This window comes from Pseudodonghicola flavimaris (assembly GCF_030164425.1).
Classification (GTDB): domain Bacteria; phylum Pseudomonadota; class Alphaproteobacteria; order Rhodobacterales; family Rhodobacteraceae; genus Pseudodonghicola; species Pseudodonghicola flavimaris.
The window spans coordinates 247135-264759 of sequence record NZ_JASNJD010000007.1 but is presented as its reverse complement, the minus strand read 5'-3'; the positions used below and the strand labels follow the sequence as shown (position 1 = coordinate 264759).

The window sequence follows — 17625 nt, the reverse complement described above, 5'->3', positions numbered from 1 at the left end:
GATGTCTGTGCTGCCTGCCATGTCCGTTCCTCCCGTTGGACCTGTGATTTATTCATGATGGCTATCATGATTCTTGATTTTTATGATCATCATCATGTAATGAGTCAACGGGATTTGGAGGTGCGGGATGCGGGTCAGCAAACACCAGGTGGCAGCCAACCGGGAGGCCATCGTCCGGGCGGCGGGCCGGTTGTTCCGGGAAAAGGGCTTCGATGCGGTCACCGTGGCCGAGGTGATGCGCGCCGCCGGCATGACGCATGGCGGGTTCTACGGCTACTTCAAGACCAAGGACGATCTCTTCGCCGCGGCGATGGCGCAGGCGATGGAGGAGGTGGCCAGCGAGTATGCCTCTATCGCGGCGCGGGCGGAGCGGTATCTGACACCGGCGCATCGTGCCGACATGCCCGGTGGCTGCCCGATGGCGGCGCTGGCGGGCGAGATGCCGCGCCGCTCCGGCGAGGCGCGCGGGGTGATGACAGACAGCCTCAGGGAACAGATCGACAGGATGACGGCGGCGGCGCAGGGGCCGGATGCGGCTGCCCGGCGCCGGGTGGCGATCGGCAGCTGGTCGGCGATGCTGGGGGCGTTGATCCTCGCCCGGATGAGCGATGATCCCGAGCTGTCGGGCGAGGTGCTTGCCGAAACCCGCGCCTGGCTGGCCGATCGCGACGGCTGATCCCCCGACCGGGGCGGCTCAGGCGGTGACGGGACCGATCCTGTGGCGCCGCAGCCCCCGGATTTGTTGCAGTGCGGTCCAGGCGCCGATGGTGGTGAAGATGTCGCGGATCATGCCGACATCCGCCTTCACCCCGGCGAGGGGGCCGTATTTCTCGAATTTCATCGGGCTGGCCACATCCGGCCAGGGCACCACCGCGATGGCCAGATCGGCTTCCAGCCAGAGCCGGTTCATGAAGACCTCCAGCCCGAAGCGCGGCAGCCGGTCCAGCGCGGCCAGCTCGCGCATCATCAGCGCCCGCGGCATCACCCGCTCGCCGGAGATATAGTCGAGCCCGAGATGTTGCCAGAGCGCCGGGGCATTGCCGCGCAGCGACAGCGACGCCCCCGCCGCACCGCTCAGCACCGGCTGGCTCAGCTGTGACAGATGCGCCGGGGTGAGCCCGGTCAGATCGCTGTCGAGAAACATCACGAAGGTGCCGCGCGCCGTCCGCAGCCCCTCGGCCACAGCGCGGGTCTTGCCGCCGTTGCGGGGCTGGCGGATCACCCGCAGCCGCGGGCAGTCGCGGGTCCGGGCGGTTGCGATGGCGGCGGTCTCGTCGGTGGAGCCGTCGTCGATCACGATCACCTCGTCGATCTGCGGTGCGGCGAGGGTGACGTCCAGCACCCGGCCGAGGCGCGGGGCCTCGTTATAGGCGGGCAGGATGCAGCTGAGGCGGGGCAGGGTCATTTGTGCCATTTCCGATAGAAAATCCAGCAGCCGATGGTGACCAGAAGGCCGACCAGCAGGATCAGGGAGATACGGCCGATCCAGTCGTCGATCCGCCCGTAGGCGGCGCCGAAGCCATAGCCGAGGGCGACGAAGAACAGGCTCTTGGGAACGGTGCCCAGCAGGTTGTACCAGAGGAACAGGGCGATCCGCATTCGCGCGGTGCCGGCGGCGACCAGCACCGGAAGGCCCATCGAGTGGGTCAGCTTGCCGAGGATCAGGGTACGGCCGCCCTTCTGCGCGAAATGCCCGGCCAGCCCCCGGACCCGGGCCGGGCGCAGCCCCAGCCGGCGGCGCCAGCCCTCGGGCAGGCGCCCCAACCCCCAGCGGCCGAGCGCATAGGCCAGGAAATCGCCCAGCAGATCGGCCAGGATCACCACGACGATCACCGGCCCCAGGGCAAAGCGCCCGGTGCTGGCCAGCCAGGCGGCGATGACGGTGACGATCGGGCCTTCGACCACGGCCACCGGCGCCACCAGCGCCAGCCCGTATTTGCCGATCAGCGCAGCGATGCTTTCCAGCCCCAGCATGTTATTCCGCCGGCTCCGCCGTCATCGCATGGCCGCGCCAGTCGAAGCTCTGCCGCAGCAGCCCGGCGATCCAGAGCGCCGGTTGCATCGCATCGCGCAGCGCCATCGCCGCCAGATCGCGCGGCCCGACCGGCAGATCATAGGCGCGGGAGAATAGCAGCTCCGCCCCGTACCAGAGCGCGACATAGGCGAGCGGCAGCAGCCCGGGCACCGCGCCGGCCAGCGCCAGCGCGATCAGCGCCAGCAGGCCGGGCAGCGGCCCCTGCAGCGGTTCCAGCGCGAAGAGACCGGGAAAGCCGTCGCGGCGGATGATGCTCCAGCGCAATTGCCGGTCCCAGACCGCGCGCACCCGGCGCCGGCCCACCGGATGGCCGGACAGCCGCAGCGGCAGCCGCACCCGCAGCCCCTGGGCGCGCACCAGCTTGGTGGCGCCGACATCTTCGGCGGTGTCGCGTCCCAGCGCTGCCAGCCCGCCGCCGGCGCGCAGCACCCGGCGGTTCCAGAACAGCGTCTTGCCCTGGGCAAAACCCAGCCCCAGCGCATCCGCCGCCAGCTGCCAGCGTGCCTGGGTGCCGTTGAGAAAGGCGCATTCCACCGCGCCCCAGAGCCCCTCGGCGGCTGTGCCCAGCGGCGGGCCGGAGACCAGGCCGGTATCGACGCCCCAGCTGTCGGCGAGGGTGGAGAGGTAATCGGGCGCCAGCATCAGATTGGCGTCGGTCAGCACGAACCAGTCGCCGCGCGCCGCCGCGACGCCCTTTTCGACATTGTTCAGCTTGGGGTTGGCGCTGAGCCGGCTGTCGCCGATCAGCAGCCGCGCCGGCACCCCGGGATGGGCGGCGATCATCTCGCGGATCGCGGCGCATGCGGGATCGGTGGCGGTTTCGGCGCAGAACAGCACCTCGTAATCGGGATAGTCCTGGGTGAAGGAACTGGCCAGCGTCTCGCAATCGTGCGGGTCGAGGCCCTTGACCGGGCGGATCAGCGTCAGATGCGGTCGGAAGGCCGGCGCATCGCTGCGGCGACGGCGCAGCCAGGGGCGGCCAATCGCCAGCGCGTTGCTGCCCAGATGCGCCCCCAGTGAGAGGGCGGCACAGCCGCCCAGAAGTCCGGTGACGATCATCTCAGGCATCCTGCGCCAGCGGGCCGAAGCTGGTCTTGGGACGGGTGGCATGAGGCGGCCGGGCCCATTCCACCAGCCGCAATGCGCCTTCGTGGGTTTCGATCAGCGCGGTGAAACTGTCGACCCAGTCGCCGCAATTGGCATAGAGCGTGCCGCCGATGCTGCGCAGCATCGGCTTGTGGGAATGGCCGCAGATCACCCCGTCGGCCTTGGCCGAGCGGGCCAGGGCGACCAGACGGGCCTCGAACCGCCCGCCCATCACGAAGAGACTGTTGAAGGTGCTGATGGCGCGCTCGATCCGGCTGGGCCGGCCCGGGGCCGGGGGTGTCAGCCGGCGACCGAGCCAGTCGTCGAGCCCGCGTAGAAAGGCATCGGCGCGGCTGCCGATCCGGGTCATGAAATGCTGCCGCATCAGCCGCGAGTCGCATTGATCGCCATGCAGCACCAGATAGCGCCGGCCATCGGCGGCCTCATGCGTCAGCACCTCGTGGCGCTGCCAGTGGCGGGGGGCGGTCATCCCGGCGGGCAGCCGGGCCTCCGGGGACCGCAGTTTGGCATCGTGATTGCCGCAGAGATAGATCACCCGGGTGCCGGTCGCGGCCCGGCGGTCCAGTTCGGCCAGAAGCTCCTCGGCCTCGCGGGGCCAGTGGATGCGGCCACCGTGCCAGATGTCGAAGATATCGCCGACCAGATAGATGGTCTCGGCCTCATGCGCGGCGAGGAACTCCAGCGCTGCCTTGGGCCGGGCCGCGCGGGCGCCGAGGTGCAGATCGGAGAGGAACAGGGATTTCAGTCGCAAAGGGGCGAACGCGGGCGACATGGGCGGGCCTCCGGTTGGCACGACACCGGCCGGCGGTCCGGGCTTCCGGCACGGGCTCTGCTGCGGCGGCGGGCGGGTGCCGCAGCCGGGGCGCAGTCAGAACCTGTAACGGGAGGAGCCAAGTCCGCGGACCTTGTCGAGCTTCATTCACCGGCGTGAATGCCGCCTGCAGATGATGGTTTCGTGACGCTCCGGTATCGGAACGGTGAATTCTCCATCGTCGGGGGGCGACCGGGGCCGTCTGCCGCGCCGCTCAGCCGGCGGCGGTCTCCCGGCGCCGCATCAGATAGATATCCATGATCCAGCCATGGCGGGCGCGGGCCTCTGCCCGGACCTCGGCGATGCGCGGGGCCAGCTCGGCCAGCGGGCCGGCAAGGCGGATTTCCTCGGCCATGCCGGCATAGGCCGACCACCAGATGTCGATCCCCTCGGGGGCGAGCGCGTCGAAGGCGCAGCCGGCGTCCAGCATCACCACCACGCTGTCCGCGGCGCCGGGCCAGCCGTGATCGCGCAGCCGCCGGCCTGTGGTCACGGTGACAGGGGCGCCGATCCGGTTCAGCGGGATCGCATGGCCGGCGGTCAGCGCCTGGATCGAGGTGATGCCGGGGATCACATGCAGCCGCAGCGGCAGGTCCGCCGCCACCCGCTCGGCGATGCGGAGGGTGCTGTCGTAGAGCGACGGATCGCCCCAGACCAGGAACCCGACTTTGCCGGTGCCCTGGGGCAGGCCCGCGCGGATCTCTGTCGCCCAGATGCGGGCGATGGCATCGTGCCAGTCGTCGACGCCGGCACGGTAGTCGGGATGGGCGGCGTCGCGTTTCGGCAGGTCGAATTCCTGCAATTGCGGGTGGTCGCCGGTGATCACCTCCCGGCAGATGCGGCGGCGCAGCCCGGCCAGATCGTCCTTGCCGGGCCCCTTGCGCGGGATCAGCACCAGATCGGCGGCGCGCAGTGCATCGATCGCCTCAAGGGTCAGATGTCGGGGATTGCCGGTGCCGATACCGATCAGGAACAGCTCGATCATGCGGGGGGCTCGCAACTACGGGACTGCGGCCCGGGGAGCGCCCCGGGCCGTCGCGTCGGTGTCATGGAGGTCCGGTCAGCCGGCGTTGTAGAGCCGCGGCGTCACGATGCCGCTGCCCCGCAGGCCGTTCAGCGCCTTGGCCGCGGCCAGAACCGCCAGATCGGCCAACGGCTCGACGATGATGACCAACATATAGGCGCCGCCGAAGGTGACGATCGAGGTCAGGTTCTCGGCCCCGAAGCCCTGGCCGTAGACGGCCCAGAAGGCGACCCAGGCCACCACACCACCCTGATAGGCGGTCGAGAGCGCCAGCGCCTGGCGGTACTTCAGATCGACATAGGGGGTATGGGGCGCGATGATCCTATGCGCCAGCGCCTGCACCGCGAAGAGCGGCACCAGCAGCGTGGTCATGTTCATCCCGTATTGCGGCAGATCGAAGGGGGCGAAGAACACGCCCTGGATCAAGAGACCCAGCGCCAGCCCCAGCGCCGCGGGCGCCGCCCCGAAGATCAGGAACAGGGTGGAGCCGAGGATGAAATGCACCTCCGACACGCCGACGGGATAGTGCGGCAGGATTTCGAAGAAGGTGAAGACCAGCGCCGTGGTCGCCACGCTGCGCAGGATCAGCGAGGCCGCGCCGCTCTGGCGCAGGCTGGCCCAGCAGCTCTTGGCGGTGTAGGTCGCGGCACCGGCGGCGGTGGCATAGCTGAGTAAGATTTTGGCTCCGGCAACGAGCCCGGGTTCGATATGCATGTCTCAAGTCTCCTTCCCGTCTCACCCGACGGGGTTTCTGAGGGTGATCCGGCCGGGGCGGCCGGTCTGTCTGATCGCCACGGCGGGCGATATGGACGGCAGGTCTCCTGACTTGCGGGTCGGTGCCGGTTCCGGGCCTTCCCGGTCGCAGAGCGGCCAGTGGCATGTTCCGGGCGGGCTCGCCGCTTACAGTTGCGGGGGCAGTCGCGGATTTGGCGCCATCGGGGCCGCACCGTGTTCCCTCTTGATCCGGGCGTCTCACCGCAGGGGGCAGGACGCGGCCGGATACCGTCATCTCTTTGGTGTCATCGTTGGGTTCGGGCTGTCAATCCTCCTCTGCCAGGGGGCCGAAGAGGATCAGCGCCGGGGCATCGCCCGGCTGCGCTCCGGCGGTCTCTGCCAGCCCGGTCAGACTGTGCCGGCTGAGACGTTCTTCGGGGGTGGAGACCGCTTCGGCCAGAAGCGCCGGGGTGTCGGGCGAAAGGCCGGCGTCGATCAGTCGGCGGGCAAGGGCGGCAAAGGTGCGCCGCCCCATATAGAGCGCGGTGGTGGCGCCGGGATCGGCCAGCGCCGCCATGTTCAGATCGCCCGGCAGCACCCCGCTGACGTCGTGACCGGTGAGGAACTGCAACCGCCGGGCGGTCAGCCGCCGGGTCAGCGGGATGCCGGCGGCGGCGGCGGCGGCTGATGCGGCGGTGACCCCCGGGATCACCTCGTGGTCGATGCCGGCGGCGCGCAGCGCGATCAGCTCCTCCTCCAGCCGGCCGAAAATGCCGGCATCGCCCGATTTCAGCCGTACCACCCGGGCGCCGGTGGCGGCGTAATCGACCAGCAGGCGGCTCACATGATCCTGCCGGGGCGAGGGGCGGCCGGCGCGCTTGCCGACGCCGACCAGATCGGCGCCTTCGCGGGCGTGTTCCAGGATCGGCCCGGCTGAGAGATCGTCGTAGAGCACCGCGTCGGCACGTCTGAGCCGGTCGACTGCCTTCAGCGTCAGCAGCTCCGGATCGCCGGGGCCGGAGGAGACGAAGCTGACGAAACCGCTCATGCCGTGGCCTCCGCGATCAGGTGAAAGAAGGTGCCGGTGGCGAGGCCCCGGCGCGATCCGGTTTCCGCCACCTCGGCGCCATTGGCGTCGGTGACACGGGCCAGCGGCGCGTCGGGCTGATCGAGGATGGTGGAATAGTGGAACTCATGCCCGCGCAGGCGGGTGCCGGCAGCGTGGCCCGGCTGTGGCGCGGAGAGTTCCGCCAGACGATAGCCCAGATGCATCCGCCGCTTTTCGTAGGAGGTGACGAGGCCGAGAAGCCCCGCCATGTCGTGGCGCACCCCGTCCTTGTCGATCAGCGCCGCGCCCATCGCCATGTAGCCACCGCATTCGCCATGCACCGGCCGGGTCTGGCCGAAGGCGCGCAGACCGGTGCGGAACCGCTCCGCCGCCGCCAGCTGGCCGGCGTAAAGCTCAGGATAACCGCCCGGAAGCCAGCAGAGATCGGCGGTGGCATCCGGCGCCTGATCGGCCAGTGGCGAGAATGGCAGGATCTCCGCCCCCGCCTCGCGCCAGCTTTCCAGAAGATGCGGGTAGACGAAGGAAAAGGCGGCGTCGCGGGCCAGGGCGATCCGCTGCGCGGGGGGCTTCGGGGGGGCGCTTGGGGCGTCGGTGATGGCGGTGCCTCGGGCGGCGGTCAGCAGGCGCGGCAGGTCGACGTGATCCTTGATGGCACGGGCGGCGCGATCCAGCAGATCGTCGATTGCGCCGTGCTCCTCCGCCTGGACCAGACCCAGATGCCGTTCGGGGACTTCGACCGCCGCCTGACGCGGCAGCGCGCCCAGAACGGGAATGCCCGCGGCCGCCATCCCGACCCGCACCAGCGCCTCGTGCCGGGGGCTCGCCACCCGGTTCAGCACCACGCCCGCCAGCATCACATCCGGGCGGAAGCGGGCGAAACCCAGGGCGGTCGCCGCCGCCGATTGCGCCTGGCCCGAGACGTCGATCACCAGCACCACTGGCCAGCCCATCGTGGCGGCGATATCGGCGCTGGCGCCATTGCCGGCCTCCCCCGGGCGGGCGACGCCATCGAAAAGGCCCATGGAGCCTTCGGCCAGGATCAGATCGGCGCCCGCTGCGCGCGCCACCAGCCCGGCCATTCTCCCCGGTGCCATCGCCCAACTGTCGAGGTTGATGGACGCCCGGCCGCAGGCGGCGCGGTGAAACCCGGGGTCGATGTAATCCGGCCCGCTCTTGAACGGCTGCACGGTCTGTCCCTGCTGGCTGAGCGCGCGCAGAAGCCCCAGCATCAGCGTGGTCTTGCCGGTGCCCGAGGCGGGGGCGGAGATCATCAGCCCGGGGGGGAGGGGCTGCGTCATTCCGTGCCCTCCGGAAAGCGGGGGGCGGTGCCGACCGGGCGGAACCGACGGTCGTAGTCGCCGGCATAAAGCCGGCTTTCACCGAACTCCTCGGCCCCGAGCGTCGGGCCCACCAGGATCAGCGCGGTGCGCCCGCGTTCGCCCTCAGTCGCCGCCTCCAGCGTGGCAAGCGTTGCCTTGACCACCCGCTGATCGGGCCAGCTCGCCCGCCAGACCACCGCGGCCGGGCAGTCGGTGCCGTAATGCGGCGTCAATTCCGCCACCACCCGCTCCAGCACATGGACGGAGAGGTGAATGGCAAGCGTCGCGCCGGTGGCGGCGAAATTCGCCAGCGTCTCGCCCTCGGGCATGGCCGAGGCGCGGCCCGATGTCCGGGTCAGCACCAGCGATTGCGCCACGCCCGGCAGGGTCAGCTCCGTCCCCAAGGTCGCGGCGGCGGCGGCGAAGGCGGGCACGCCCGGGGTCACGTCATAGGGGATGCCCATGGCGCGCAGGCGGCGGAGCTGTTCGCCCATTGCCGACCAGACCGACAGATCGCCGGAATGCAGCCGCGCCACGTCCTGGCCTGCGGCATGGGCGGTGGCGATCTCTGCCATGATCTCGTCCAGGGACAGCGGCGCCGTGTTCACGATGCGGGCGCCGTTGGGGCAATGCTGCAGCAGCGCCGCGGGCACCAGCGACCCGGCATAGAGGCAGACCGGGCAGGCGGCGATCAGGTCGCGACCACGGAGCGTGATCAGGTCGGGCGCGCCGGGGCCGGCGCCGATGAAATGGACGGTCATGTCTTTGGTCCTTCTGCGATTGCGGCGGTGGCCATGCCGCAGGGGGAAATCACGCGCGATCCGGTCAGCCGGGCGCCGGGACCGGCGGCGGCCAGCGCCGCGGCCTCGGCCAGCGATCCGGTGCCGAAGCGGGCGATCTGGTTGGGGGATTGGGTGAGGGTAATCTGCAATCCAAGCGTCGCCTCTGTCATCGACAGCACCGGCAGGCCGCGCTCTGCCGCCAGCGCACGAATCTGCGGCGCATCGGCCTTGCGGTCGAGCGTGGCGAGCGCCTCGACAGCGCCGCCGGCCAGATCGAGCGCGGCGCGCAGGGCGGCGACGGGGGCGCCGGCGCGAAAACCGATCCCGGCGACCCTCATCGCGTGACGCTCCATTGGGTGACGGGGCGGGCGCGGGTCCAGCCGCGCATCCGGCCCAGCGGGGATGCTTCTGACAGCTCCACCCGGATCAGGCTGCCGCCTTGCTGCCCGTGCCACTGGGTCAACAGCGCCTCGGTCTCCAGCGTCACCGCATTGGCGACCAGCCGGGTGCCGGGGCGGAGTGTCGTCCACAGGGGCTGGAGCAGCGCCTGCGATCCGCCGCCGCCGATGAAGACACAATCGGGGGCGGGCAGGTCGGCGAGCGCCTCGGGCGCCGCGCCCTCGATCACCTCGATCCGATGCGCCAGGCCGAAGCTCTCGGCATTGGCGCGGATGGTGGCGGCGCGGTCTGCGCGGGGTTCGATGGTCATGGCCCTAGCCCCCGGCGCCGCCAGTGCCCATTCGACCGAGATCGAGCCGGAGCCGCCGCCGATGTCCCAGAGTAGTTCCCCGGGACGCGGTGCCAGCGCCGACAGCGTCAGCGCCCGAACCGGCCGTTTGGTGATTTGTCCGTCGTGGGCAAAATAGTCATCCGCCAAGCCGCTGGCGCGCGGCAGGCCGGGGCCGCCGGCGGCAGCGATGGCCATGGCCACGGGGGCGGCGATATCGGTCAGATCGAAGCTGTCGGCGCGGGTGTGGCGGATCCGTTCGCGCGGGCCGCCCAAGGCCTCCATCACCCACAAGTCGGAGGCGCCGAAGCCTGCCGTTGTCAGCCAGTTGGCCAGGCCCGCCGGGGCCGAGCCGTCGCGCAGCAGGCAGATCGCCCGCACCCCCGGCGCCAGCCCTGGGCGCAGCCGGGCGAAGGGGGCGGCATGCAAGCCAAGGCATAAGACCTCCTCCAGCCGCCAGCCGAGCCGCGCGGCGGCGAGCGAAAAGGTGGACGGCGCCGGAAAGGCGCGCCATTCACCTAGGGCCAGATGCGCCGCCAGACTGCCGCCGGCGCCATGCCAGAACGGATCGCCCGAGGCCAGAACCGCCACCCGCCGGCCCCGCAGCGCCAGCACCGGGGCGACCGAGAAGGGCACTGGCCAGTCCCGGCCTCTGGCCCCGGCGCCGATCAGCGCCAGATGCCGTGGCCCGCCGAAGATCACCTCTGCCGCCGCCAGCGCATCGCGGCTTGCGGGCGTGAGCCCACTCAGTCCATCTTCGCCCAGACCGATGATACTGACCCAGGGTTCAGACATGACACGCATCCTTTTGCTCGGCGGTACGACCGAGGCCAGCCAGCTTGCCCGCGTCTTGGCGGAGGCCGGGGCGGAGGCGGTCTTTTCCTATGCCGGGCGCACGGCGCAGCCGGTGGCGCAGCCGCTGCCGACCCGGGTGGGCGGCTTCGGCGGAGCGGCGGGGCTGGAGGCATTCCTGCGAGAGGAAGAGATCACCCATGTGATCGACGCCACCCATCCCTTCGCCGCCGGGATGAGTCGCAACGCGGCAGAGGCCTGCGAGGCGGCGAACATCCCGCTCTGCGCGCTGGAACGGGCGCCCTGGCAGGCGGAGCCGGGGGATGACTGGTGTCATGTTCCCGACATCGCCGCAGCGGTCGCCGCCCTGCCGGAGGCGCCCGCCCGGGTCTTCCTCGCCATCGGCAAGCAGAGGCTCGATGCCTTCGCGGTCAAGCCGCAGCATCATTACCTGCTGCGGCTGGTCGATGCGCCCGAGGGGCCGCTGCCCTTGCCCGACACGGCGGTGGAGATCGCGCGCGGCCCCTTCACGCTCGACGGCGATCGGACGCTGCTGCGCCGGCACGCCATCGACCTGATCGTCGCCAAGAACGCCGGTGGGACAGGTGCGCGCGCCAAGCTCGACGCCGCGCGGGCGCTGGGGCTGCGGGTGATCCTGATCGACCGGCCCGAGGTGCCGGCGCGGCAGGTCTTCGCGACCGTGGCGGAGGTGATGGACTGGCTGCCTCATCCCGCGCGCCTCGGGGTATAGACGAAGCGACCGACGCGGCAGGTGTCGGCATTGCCGAGGATTACAACCGTGCGCATGTCGGCCATCTCTGCCGTCGCCTCGGCCAGCGTCACAGTCTTCAGCATCTCGCCGGGTTTGGTCACGTCGCGGGCAAAGCTGATCAGCCTGTTCCCGCCGCATTCCTCGCGCAGGATCTCCAGCGCGCGGGCGAACTGGTGGGGTCGGGATTTCGAGCGCGGGTTATAGAACCCCATGGCAAAACCCGCCTGCGCCGCCAGCCGCAGCCGCCGCTCGATCAGCGCCCAGGGCTTGAGATTGTCGGAAAGGTTGATGGCGCAGAAATCATGCCCCAAGGGCGCCCCCAGCCGGGCGGCGGCGGCGAGCATGGCGGTGATCCCGGGCAGGATGCGGATATCGAGTGTCAGCCAATCCCGAGGCCCGGCCTCCAGCGCCTCGAACAGGGCGGAGGCCATGGCGAAGACGCCGGGATCGCCGGAGGACACCACGACCACCCGCCGTCCCGCTGCTGCCAAGTGCAGCGCATGGCTGGCGCGGTCCAGCTCCACCCGATTGTCGGAGGGGTGGAGGGTGAGACCATCGCGCGGGGCGACACGGGCGACGTAGGGAATATAGCCGATGACATCGGTGGCCTGGTCCAGGCTCGCCTGAACTTCGGGTGTGATCAGCGCGTCATCGCCGGGGCCCAGACCCGCGACCGCGATCCAACCGCTCATGGCCGCCGGCCCTGACCATGCACCAGCGCGATGGAGAAATAGGGCACCGGCCCCGCGACCTCCTCCAGCCGTCGCACCGATTGCCCCGGCATGGTGCCGCGTTCGATCAGCCAGGCGTCAGAGAGCCGGCCGGCGCGCTCCAACGCGCGGCGCAGCTTCGGCAGGTTGCGGCCGATCTTCATCACCACCAGCGCGTCGCTGTCGCCGGCGCGCCGCGCCAGATCGTCCTCGGGCAGGGTGGCGGTCAGCACCGTCAGCACATCGTCGCCCCAGGTGATCGGCTGGCCGGAGGCGGTCCAGCAACCCGACATGCCGGTGATGCCCGGCACGATCTCGACCTCGGCCCGGCCCTCGAGGCGGGAATGCAGATGCATGAAGGAGCCGTAGAAGAACGGATCGCCCTCGCACAGCACCACCACGTTTTCGGCCCGTGCCAGATCGGCCAGCCGCGTCGCCCAATCGTCGTAGAAGGCAGCGAGCAGGCGGTTGTAGTCCGGATCGCTCACCGGGATTTCGGTGGTGACGGGATATTCCATCGCCAGTTCACTCGCTCCGTCGCATAGCATCCCCTCGACGATCTGGCGTGCCTGACCGGCGCGGCCGGGCTTGCGGAAGAACGCCACCTGCCGGGTGGAGGAGATCAGCCGATAGGCGCGCAGGCTCATCAGATCGGGGTCGCCGGGGCCAAGGCCCACGCAGATCACACGGCCCATCGTCATTCCTTTCGGCTGGCAAGCGCGTTGACGGCGGCGACGGTGATAGCCGAGCCGCCAAGCCGTCCGCGCACGATCAGGGCGGGGGTGGGCAGATCGGCCATCAAGGCGGCCTTGGATTCAGCGGCACCGACAAAACCCACGGGGCAGCCGATGATCGCAGCGGGACGCGGGCAGGCGGGATCCTCCAGCATGTTCAGCAGGTGAAACAGCGCGGTCGGCGCATTTCCGATCGCCACCACGGCGCCGGCCAGATGCGGCCGCCACAGCTCAAGTGCTGCGGCAGAGCGGGTGTTGCCCATCGCCTTGGCCATCTCCGGCACCTTCGGGTCATGCAGGGTGCAGATCACCGCATTGTCGGAAGGCAGGCGCGGGCGGGTGATGCCTTCCGACACCATGCGCGCATCGCAGAGGATCGGCGCCCCGGCCCGAAGCGCCGCGCGCGCGGCCTCTGCCACGCCGGCAGAGAATTCAACGTCCCGTTCCAGCCCGACCAGACCGGCGGCATGGATCATGCGGACGACGACCGGCTCTTCCTCAGGGGTGAAGCGGGCCAGGTCGGCCTCGGCGCGGATGGTGGCGAAGCTCTCGGCATAGATCGCGGCGCCATCGGTTTCGTAAACGTGGGGCATTCAGGGGCCTTCGTCGGTCAAAAGGTCGGGATGGGAGGTCAGTGTTTCGTGGCTGAGAGTGCGGCGGGCGGGCGGATCGCTGGCGCGGCCCTGGCGGGTCAGGTCAAAGCGATCCGGGCCAGTGGCGACCAGCGTCAGCGGTGCCGGGCCCGGGTGGGCGCAGCCCTTGGCGCAGCCGGAGATATGGAGCCTTTGGTGCGCCGGCAGATGCGGTGCCAGCACGCGGGCGAGTGTCCGGGTGGCGGCGAGCGCCTGCGGACAACCGGGCGCGCCGGTGCAGGCGGAGATGCGCAGGCGTGGGTCTTCGGGATCGGCGATCAACCGGGGGAGTGCCGGAGCTATCCCGGCGCCTTCGATCAGCAGCATGCGCCAGGGCGTCAGCCGCAGCGGTCCGAGATCGGCGAGGGAGGTGAGCGTTTCGGCCCGCATCTGGCCGAACTCCAGCGCCACCAGCACACCCCCGGGGCAGGGGCCGGGGTCGGGCACGGTTTGGGCCGGGGACATGGCGGCCTCTCCGAAGCGGCCGGGGGGCACGGCGCCGCGGCCGAGATGCCGCGCCATGCGCCCGCGCCCCTCTGGCGCGCCGCCGCTGTCGAGGAACCAGCGCGCTAGGCTCGACGCGGTGCTGGCGGCGGTGGCGATGGTGACCCGCGCGCCATGCGTCGCGTGATCGGCGCGGCATATCAGCCCGCCGTCGGCGCCGCGTTCCAGCCGGATATCGGCGGGGGTCTCAGTCAGTACCGGCGCGGGGCCGCAATCGACGGCGAAGCCGAACTTGCCGGGCAGATCGGGGGCGGCCTCCTGCATCAGCGTGGCGGTGAGGGTACGGGCGATGCGGTCGTTGGCGTCCCCGGGCGTCCAGAACGGTGTCAGCAGGATGTTGCGCCGGGTCTCGACCGCGATGCTGCCATCCACCAGACCCAAGCTGCGCAGCCCGTCGATCAGCGCGGCATGGCTGGCCGGGCCGATGCCGCGCAATTGCAGGTTGGCCCGTGCCGACAGGTCGATCAGCCCGTTGCCGTATCGGCCTGCCAGATAGGCCAGGCCGCGCGCCTGTTCCGGGGTCAGCCGGCTGTGCGGCGCGCGGATGCGCACCACCAGCCCGTCGCCCGAGGCCATCGGGCGCAGTGCACCGGGGCACCAGCCCTGTATGACCGGATCGCTCATGTCGCCCCCTCCAGTGCCGCGGCGATGGAGTTGCGCCGGGTGATCCAGAGGCCTGCCGCCTGCAGCGCGCGGAAGCGGTCGCGCAGCGCCTGCAATGCCTGTGGATTCTCGCGCCCCATGAAGTCCACCAGATCGGCACGCCCCAGCGTGGCGTCGAAATAGAGATCAAACAGATGCGCCGGCACCACCCCGGCCAGATGCGCGAAGGCGGCCAGATGATCGAGCGTCGCAGCGATTTCCGACGCGCCGCGAAAGCCGTGGTGCATCATGACCGTGGCCCAGTCGGGATTGGCGGCGCGCGCCCGGGTGACGCGGGCGATCTCCTCGCCCAAGGCGCGGGCGCGGGGGGCCTCGGGGCGGGTCGCGTCGAGATGATAGAGCGCCGGGGCCGGGGCTCCGAGCGCGGCGCTGGCGGCGGCGAACCCTGCCTCATGTGCGGCGTAATCGGCGGCCATCAGCAGATCGGTCTCTGTCAGATCCTGAAGGTGGACGAAGGCAGCGGCCTGCCGCACCCGGGCCTCCAGCGCCGGGCGGTCCGGGGAGATGTTCCCTTTTACATCGATGCTGTGAGAGGAGGCGCTGATCCATGCCTCTGCTGCCAGGGCGCGGCCCTCGTCGCCATAATCCTCCAACGCCGCCCCCATGTTCAGCCCATAGGCCCCGGGCCTTGGCCCGAAGACACGCGGGATGCGGGTGAGATAGGGATTGTCCTCCGCCGTCTCCTCCCGCGCGGCCAGTGCCTGTGCCCCGGTCTCGAACATCTGCGCCAGTCCGGGGAAGACATCGCGGAACAAGCCCGAGACCCGGAGCGTCACGTCGATCCGGGGGCGGTTCAGCAGGGTCAGGGGGATGATTTCGACCCCGCTGACGCGTTCGGACCCCTCGTCCCAAGTCGGCGCCAGCCCCGCCAAGTGCAGCGCCATGGCGAATTCCTCGCCCGCCGTGCGCATGCTGGCCGAGCCCCAGAGATCGACGATCAGCCCGCGCGGCCAATCGCCATGATCCTGAAGGTGGCGGCGCAGCAACTCCTCGGCCAACCTCACCCCCTGGGCATGGGCGGCGCGCGACGGCACCGCGCGGGGATCGGTGGTGAAAAGGTTTCGCCCGGTGGGCAGCACATCGGCCCGCCCCCGGAAGGGGGAGCCGGAGGGACCCGGCGCCACGAAACGGCCCGCCAGCGCCGCTAGCAACCCGGCGCGCTCCTCGGCGCCGCACTCACCTGTGCCGAAGACATGCAGCCCCTCGCCGAACTGGCTTTCCTTGATGTCGCAGACGAACCGGTCGATGCGAGTGATCGCCTCGGCGGCGGAGGTGTCTGGGCCAAGGCCCAGATCGTCCTCCACCCCGGTGCCCTGCGCCTCCGCCCGGATATCGGCGATCAGCCGGTCGCGGCGGGCAGGATCCAGCCCGTCGGCGGTGGAATATTCGTCGAGCAGATGCTCCAGCCGGCCCAGTCCTGCGGGCAGCTTTGTCTGCGCCAGCGGCGGCGGCAGGTGGCCGAGGGTGACGGCGCCGACGCGGCGCTTGGCCTGCGCCGCCTCGCCGGGATCGTTGACGATGAAGGGATAGATCACCGGCAGATCGCCGATCAGCGCCTCGGGCCAGCAGGCGGGCGACAGGGCGACGGATTTGCCCGGCAGCCACTCCAGCGTGCCATGGGCACCGATATGGATCAGAGCATCGGCCCGCGTCCTGAGCCAGAGGTAGAAGGCCACGTAAGAATGGCGCGGGATGCGCGACAGGTCGTGATAATCGTCGGCGCGGACCTGAACCGCGCCCCGCTCCGGTTGCAGCGCGATCACCGATGTGCCGCTTCGGATCGCGGCGAAATCGAAGACGCAATCACGCACTGCCGGATCGTCCTCTGCGGCGCCCCAGGCGGCGGTCAGATCGTCTTGCAACGCCTGCGGCAGGGCGGTGAGCGCCTTGAGGTAGGCCTCGACCGGCCAGCTCAGCCTCTCGATCATCAGGCTGTGGCCGAGGTCGGGCGGGGGCGCGGTGTCGTGACCGGTCTCCCGCAGCTCGGAGAGGATGGCGTGGCAGGACGCCAGCGCGTCCAGCCCCACCGCATGGGCCAGCTGATGCGCTTTGCCGGGGTAGGTCGACAGGACCAGCGCCAGCCGCTTGTCGGCTGGCTGCAGCGTTGCCAGCCGGTGCCAGCCCGCCACGCGGTCGGCGACGGCGGCGATGCGGTCGGGTTCGGGCCGGTGGGTGAGCCGGGCGAATTGCAGATCGGGATCGCGGGCGCCGGCGGATTTGAAGCTGACCACTCCGGCGAAGATGCGCCCATCGACCTCCGGCAGCACCACATGCATCGCCAGATCGGCGGGGGACAGGCCGCGGTCGGCCTCTGCCCAGTGCCGGCGCTCGGCGGTGGAAAGGGCGACCTGGAGCACCGGGCAGGCGCCGGCGTCGAGCGGTGAGGGCGCGCCATCGCCGCCCTTGGCAGAAAAAGCGGTGGCGTTGACGATAGCGGCGGGTTTGAGGCGGGTGATCTCGGTGCGCAGCCAGGTGGCGGCGCCGGGCTCCTTCAGGCTGGGGGCAAAGGCGCCGATGGCGGTGAACCCGCGCGCCTCCAGCGCCGCGATCAGCGCGTCGATCGGATCGGTATCGGCGGAGGTGAGGTAGGACCGGTAGAAGGTGACAAGGGCGAGCGGCCGCTCGTCCCGCTCGGGCGCCGCGACCACGCCAAGGCCGGGGCGATAGAAGCCCGCTTCGGGCACCGTTTTGGCGCCGGCGACGGGACCGGCATAGAGGCCGGCGGAAAGGGCAAGCTGCGCCAGCGCCGCCTGGGCCGCCACTGCACCGCCGGCGTCGCAGAGCGTCTGCAGGCGGCGCAGCGTGCTGGTCGGTAGGGTGGAGAGCGCGTCAAGGCGCGGATCGGGGCGGCCATCGGCGGCAAGGATCGCCAGCGCGATGCCCTGACGGCGTGCCATGTCCTGCAGCACTGCCAGCCCATAGGGCCAATAGCTTTCGCCGCCGATCAACCGCACCAGCACGCCCTTGGCGCCCCGCAGCGTCTGCTCGGCATAGGTGTCGACCGACAGCGGATGACGCAGCGCCGCCAGATTGGCCAGTCGCAGCGAGGGCAGCCCGCCCGCCGCCCGTTTCCAGCCCGCCGCGAAGGCGCCGAGATCGCTGTCGGAGAAGGACAGCACCAGCAGATCGGCCGGGCTCTGGCGCAGATCCTGCGGGGTGTCGGTTTCCTCCAGCCCGTGACTTTCGCGGAAGACGACGTGCATCAGAGGGCACCACGTGCAGTCATGCCG

18 protein-coding genes and 1 riboswitch are annotated in these 17625 nt (G+C 70.6%); of the genes, 2 read left to right on the top strand and 16 right to left on the bottom strand.

Going from position 1 to position 17625, the window contains the following annotated elements:
* The first annotated feature begins 127 nt into the window (after positions 1 to 127).
* Entirely contained in the window at positions 128 to 676 is a 549-nt protein-coding gene (locus QO033_RS12120; RefSeq protein ID WP_284481237.1) for a TetR/AcrR family transcriptional regulator, read from the top strand.
* A gap of 18 nt (positions 677 to 694) precedes the next feature.
* On the opposite strand, the gene QO033_RS12115 is transcribed toward QO033_RS12120, so the two are convergent.
* The 11 genes from QO033_RS12115 to cbiE form a co-directional block, all read right to left on the bottom strand.
* Positions 695 to 1405, bottom strand: coding sequence for a glycosyltransferase family 2 protein (locus QO033_RS12115; RefSeq protein ID WP_284481236.1), 711 nt, complete (start codon positions 1403 to 1405; stop codon positions 695 to 697).
* Positions 1402 to 1974, bottom strand: coding sequence for a DedA family protein (locus tag QO033_RS12110; protein ID WP_284481235.1), 573 nt, complete (start codon positions 1972 to 1974; stop codon positions 1402 to 1404). Before QO033_RS12110 ends, QO033_RS12115 begins: the two co-directional genes overlap by 4 nt.
* 1 nt (position 1975) lies before the next feature.
* Positions 1976 to 3103 (bottom strand): ceramide glucosyltransferase, encoded by a 1128-nt coding sequence (locus QO033_RS12105; protein WP_407682112.1) that lies wholly within the window; start codon positions 3101 to 3103, stop codon positions 1976 to 1978.
* Entirely contained in the window at positions 3096 to 3914 is an 819-nt protein-coding gene (locus tag QO033_RS12100) for a UDP-2,3-diacylglucosamine diphosphatase (RefSeq protein WP_284481233.1), read from the bottom strand. Before QO033_RS12100 ends, QO033_RS12105 begins: the two co-directional genes overlap by 8 nt.
* Before the next feature lie 253 nt (positions 3915 to 4167).
* Entirely contained in the window at positions 4168 to 4938 is a 771-nt protein-coding gene (gene cobF / locus QO033_RS12095; RefSeq protein WP_284481232.1) for a precorrin-6A synthase (deacetylating), read from the bottom strand.
* 75 nt (positions 4939 to 5013) lie between these two features.
* Entirely contained in the window at positions 5014 to 5691 is a 678-nt protein-coding gene (locus QO033_RS12090) for an energy-coupling factor ABC transporter permease (RefSeq protein WP_284481231.1), read from the bottom strand.
* Between the two features lie 79 nt (positions 5692 to 5770).
* A riboswitch (cobalamin riboswitch) is annotated at positions 5771 to 5999 on the bottom strand.
* Positions 6000 to 6016: 17 nt separating this feature from the next.
* On the bottom strand, positions 6017 to 6739 hold the full coding sequence (gene cobA, locus QO033_RS12085) for a uroporphyrinogen-III C-methyltransferase (RefSeq protein WP_284481230.1): 723 nt from the start codon (positions 6737 to 6739) through the stop codon (positions 6017 to 6019).
* A complete protein-coding gene (locus QO033_RS12080) occupies positions 6736 to 8058 on the bottom strand; it encodes a cobyrinate a,c-diamide synthase (RefSeq protein WP_284481229.1) in 1323 nt (440 codons plus the stop codon). Before QO033_RS12080 ends, cobA begins: the two co-directional genes overlap by 4 nt.
* Positions 8055 to 8840 (bottom strand): precorrin-4 C(11)-methyltransferase, encoded by a 786-nt coding sequence (gene cobM, locus QO033_RS12075; RefSeq protein ID WP_284481228.1) that lies wholly within the window; start codon positions 8838 to 8840, stop codon positions 8055 to 8057. The genes QO033_RS12080 and cobM overlap by 4 nt, the downstream gene beginning before the upstream one ends.
* Complete coding sequence (locus QO033_RS12070) at positions 8837 to 9199, bottom strand: cobalamin biosynthesis protein (RefSeq protein WP_284481227.1); 363 nt, start codon at positions 9197 to 9199, stop codon at positions 8837 to 8839. The genes cobM and QO033_RS12070 overlap by 4 nt, the downstream gene beginning before the upstream one ends.
* Positions 9196 to 10383, bottom strand: coding sequence for a precorrin-6y C5,15-methyltransferase (decarboxylating) subunit CbiE (gene cbiE / locus QO033_RS12065; protein ID WP_284481226.1), 1188 nt, complete (start codon positions 10381 to 10383; stop codon positions 9196 to 9198). The genes QO033_RS12070 and cbiE overlap by 4 nt, the downstream gene beginning before the upstream one ends.
* Between cbiE and QO033_RS12060 the strand changes: the two genes are divergently transcribed.
* Positions 10382 to 11131, top strand: coding sequence for a cobalt-precorrin-6A reductase (locus QO033_RS12060; protein ID WP_284481225.1), 750 nt, complete (start codon positions 10382 to 10384; stop codon positions 11129 to 11131). The genes cbiE and QO033_RS12060 overlap by 2 nt on opposite strands.
* Here the strand turns inward: QO033_RS12060 and cobJ are convergent.
* Genes cobJ through cobN form a run of 5 tightly spaced genes read right to left on the bottom strand, consistent with a single transcriptional unit; the run spans position 11107 to position 17598 of the window.
* Positions 11107 to 11844: a precorrin-3B C(17)-methyltransferase gene (gene cobJ / locus QO033_RS12055; protein WP_284481224.1), complete on the bottom strand. Its 738-nt coding sequence runs from the start codon at positions 11842 to 11844 to the stop codon at positions 11107 to 11109. The two genes, QO033_RS12060 and cobJ, sit on opposite strands and share 25 nt — an antisense overlap.
* Entirely contained in the window at positions 11841 to 12557 is a 717-nt protein-coding gene (locus tag QO033_RS12050; protein WP_284481223.1) for a precorrin-2 C(20)-methyltransferase, read from the bottom strand. Before QO033_RS12050 ends, cobJ begins: the two co-directional genes overlap by 4 nt.
* A gap of 2 nt (positions 12558 to 12559) precedes the next feature.
* A complete protein-coding gene (locus QO033_RS12045; protein ID WP_284481222.1) occupies positions 12560 to 13189 on the bottom strand; it encodes a precorrin-8X methylmutase in 630 nt (209 codons plus the stop codon).
* Positions 13190 to 14356: a precorrin-3B synthase gene (gene cobG / locus QO033_RS12040; protein ID WP_284481221.1), complete on the bottom strand. Its 1167-nt coding sequence runs from the start codon at positions 14354 to 14356 to the stop codon at positions 13190 to 13192.
* On the bottom strand, positions 14353 to 17598 hold the full coding sequence (cobN, locus tag QO033_RS12035; protein WP_284481220.1) for a cobaltochelatase subunit CobN: 3246 nt from the start codon (positions 17596 to 17598) through the stop codon (positions 14353 to 14355). The genes cobG and cobN overlap by 4 nt, the downstream gene beginning before the upstream one ends.
* Positions 17599 to 17625 lie beyond the last annotated feature (27 nt).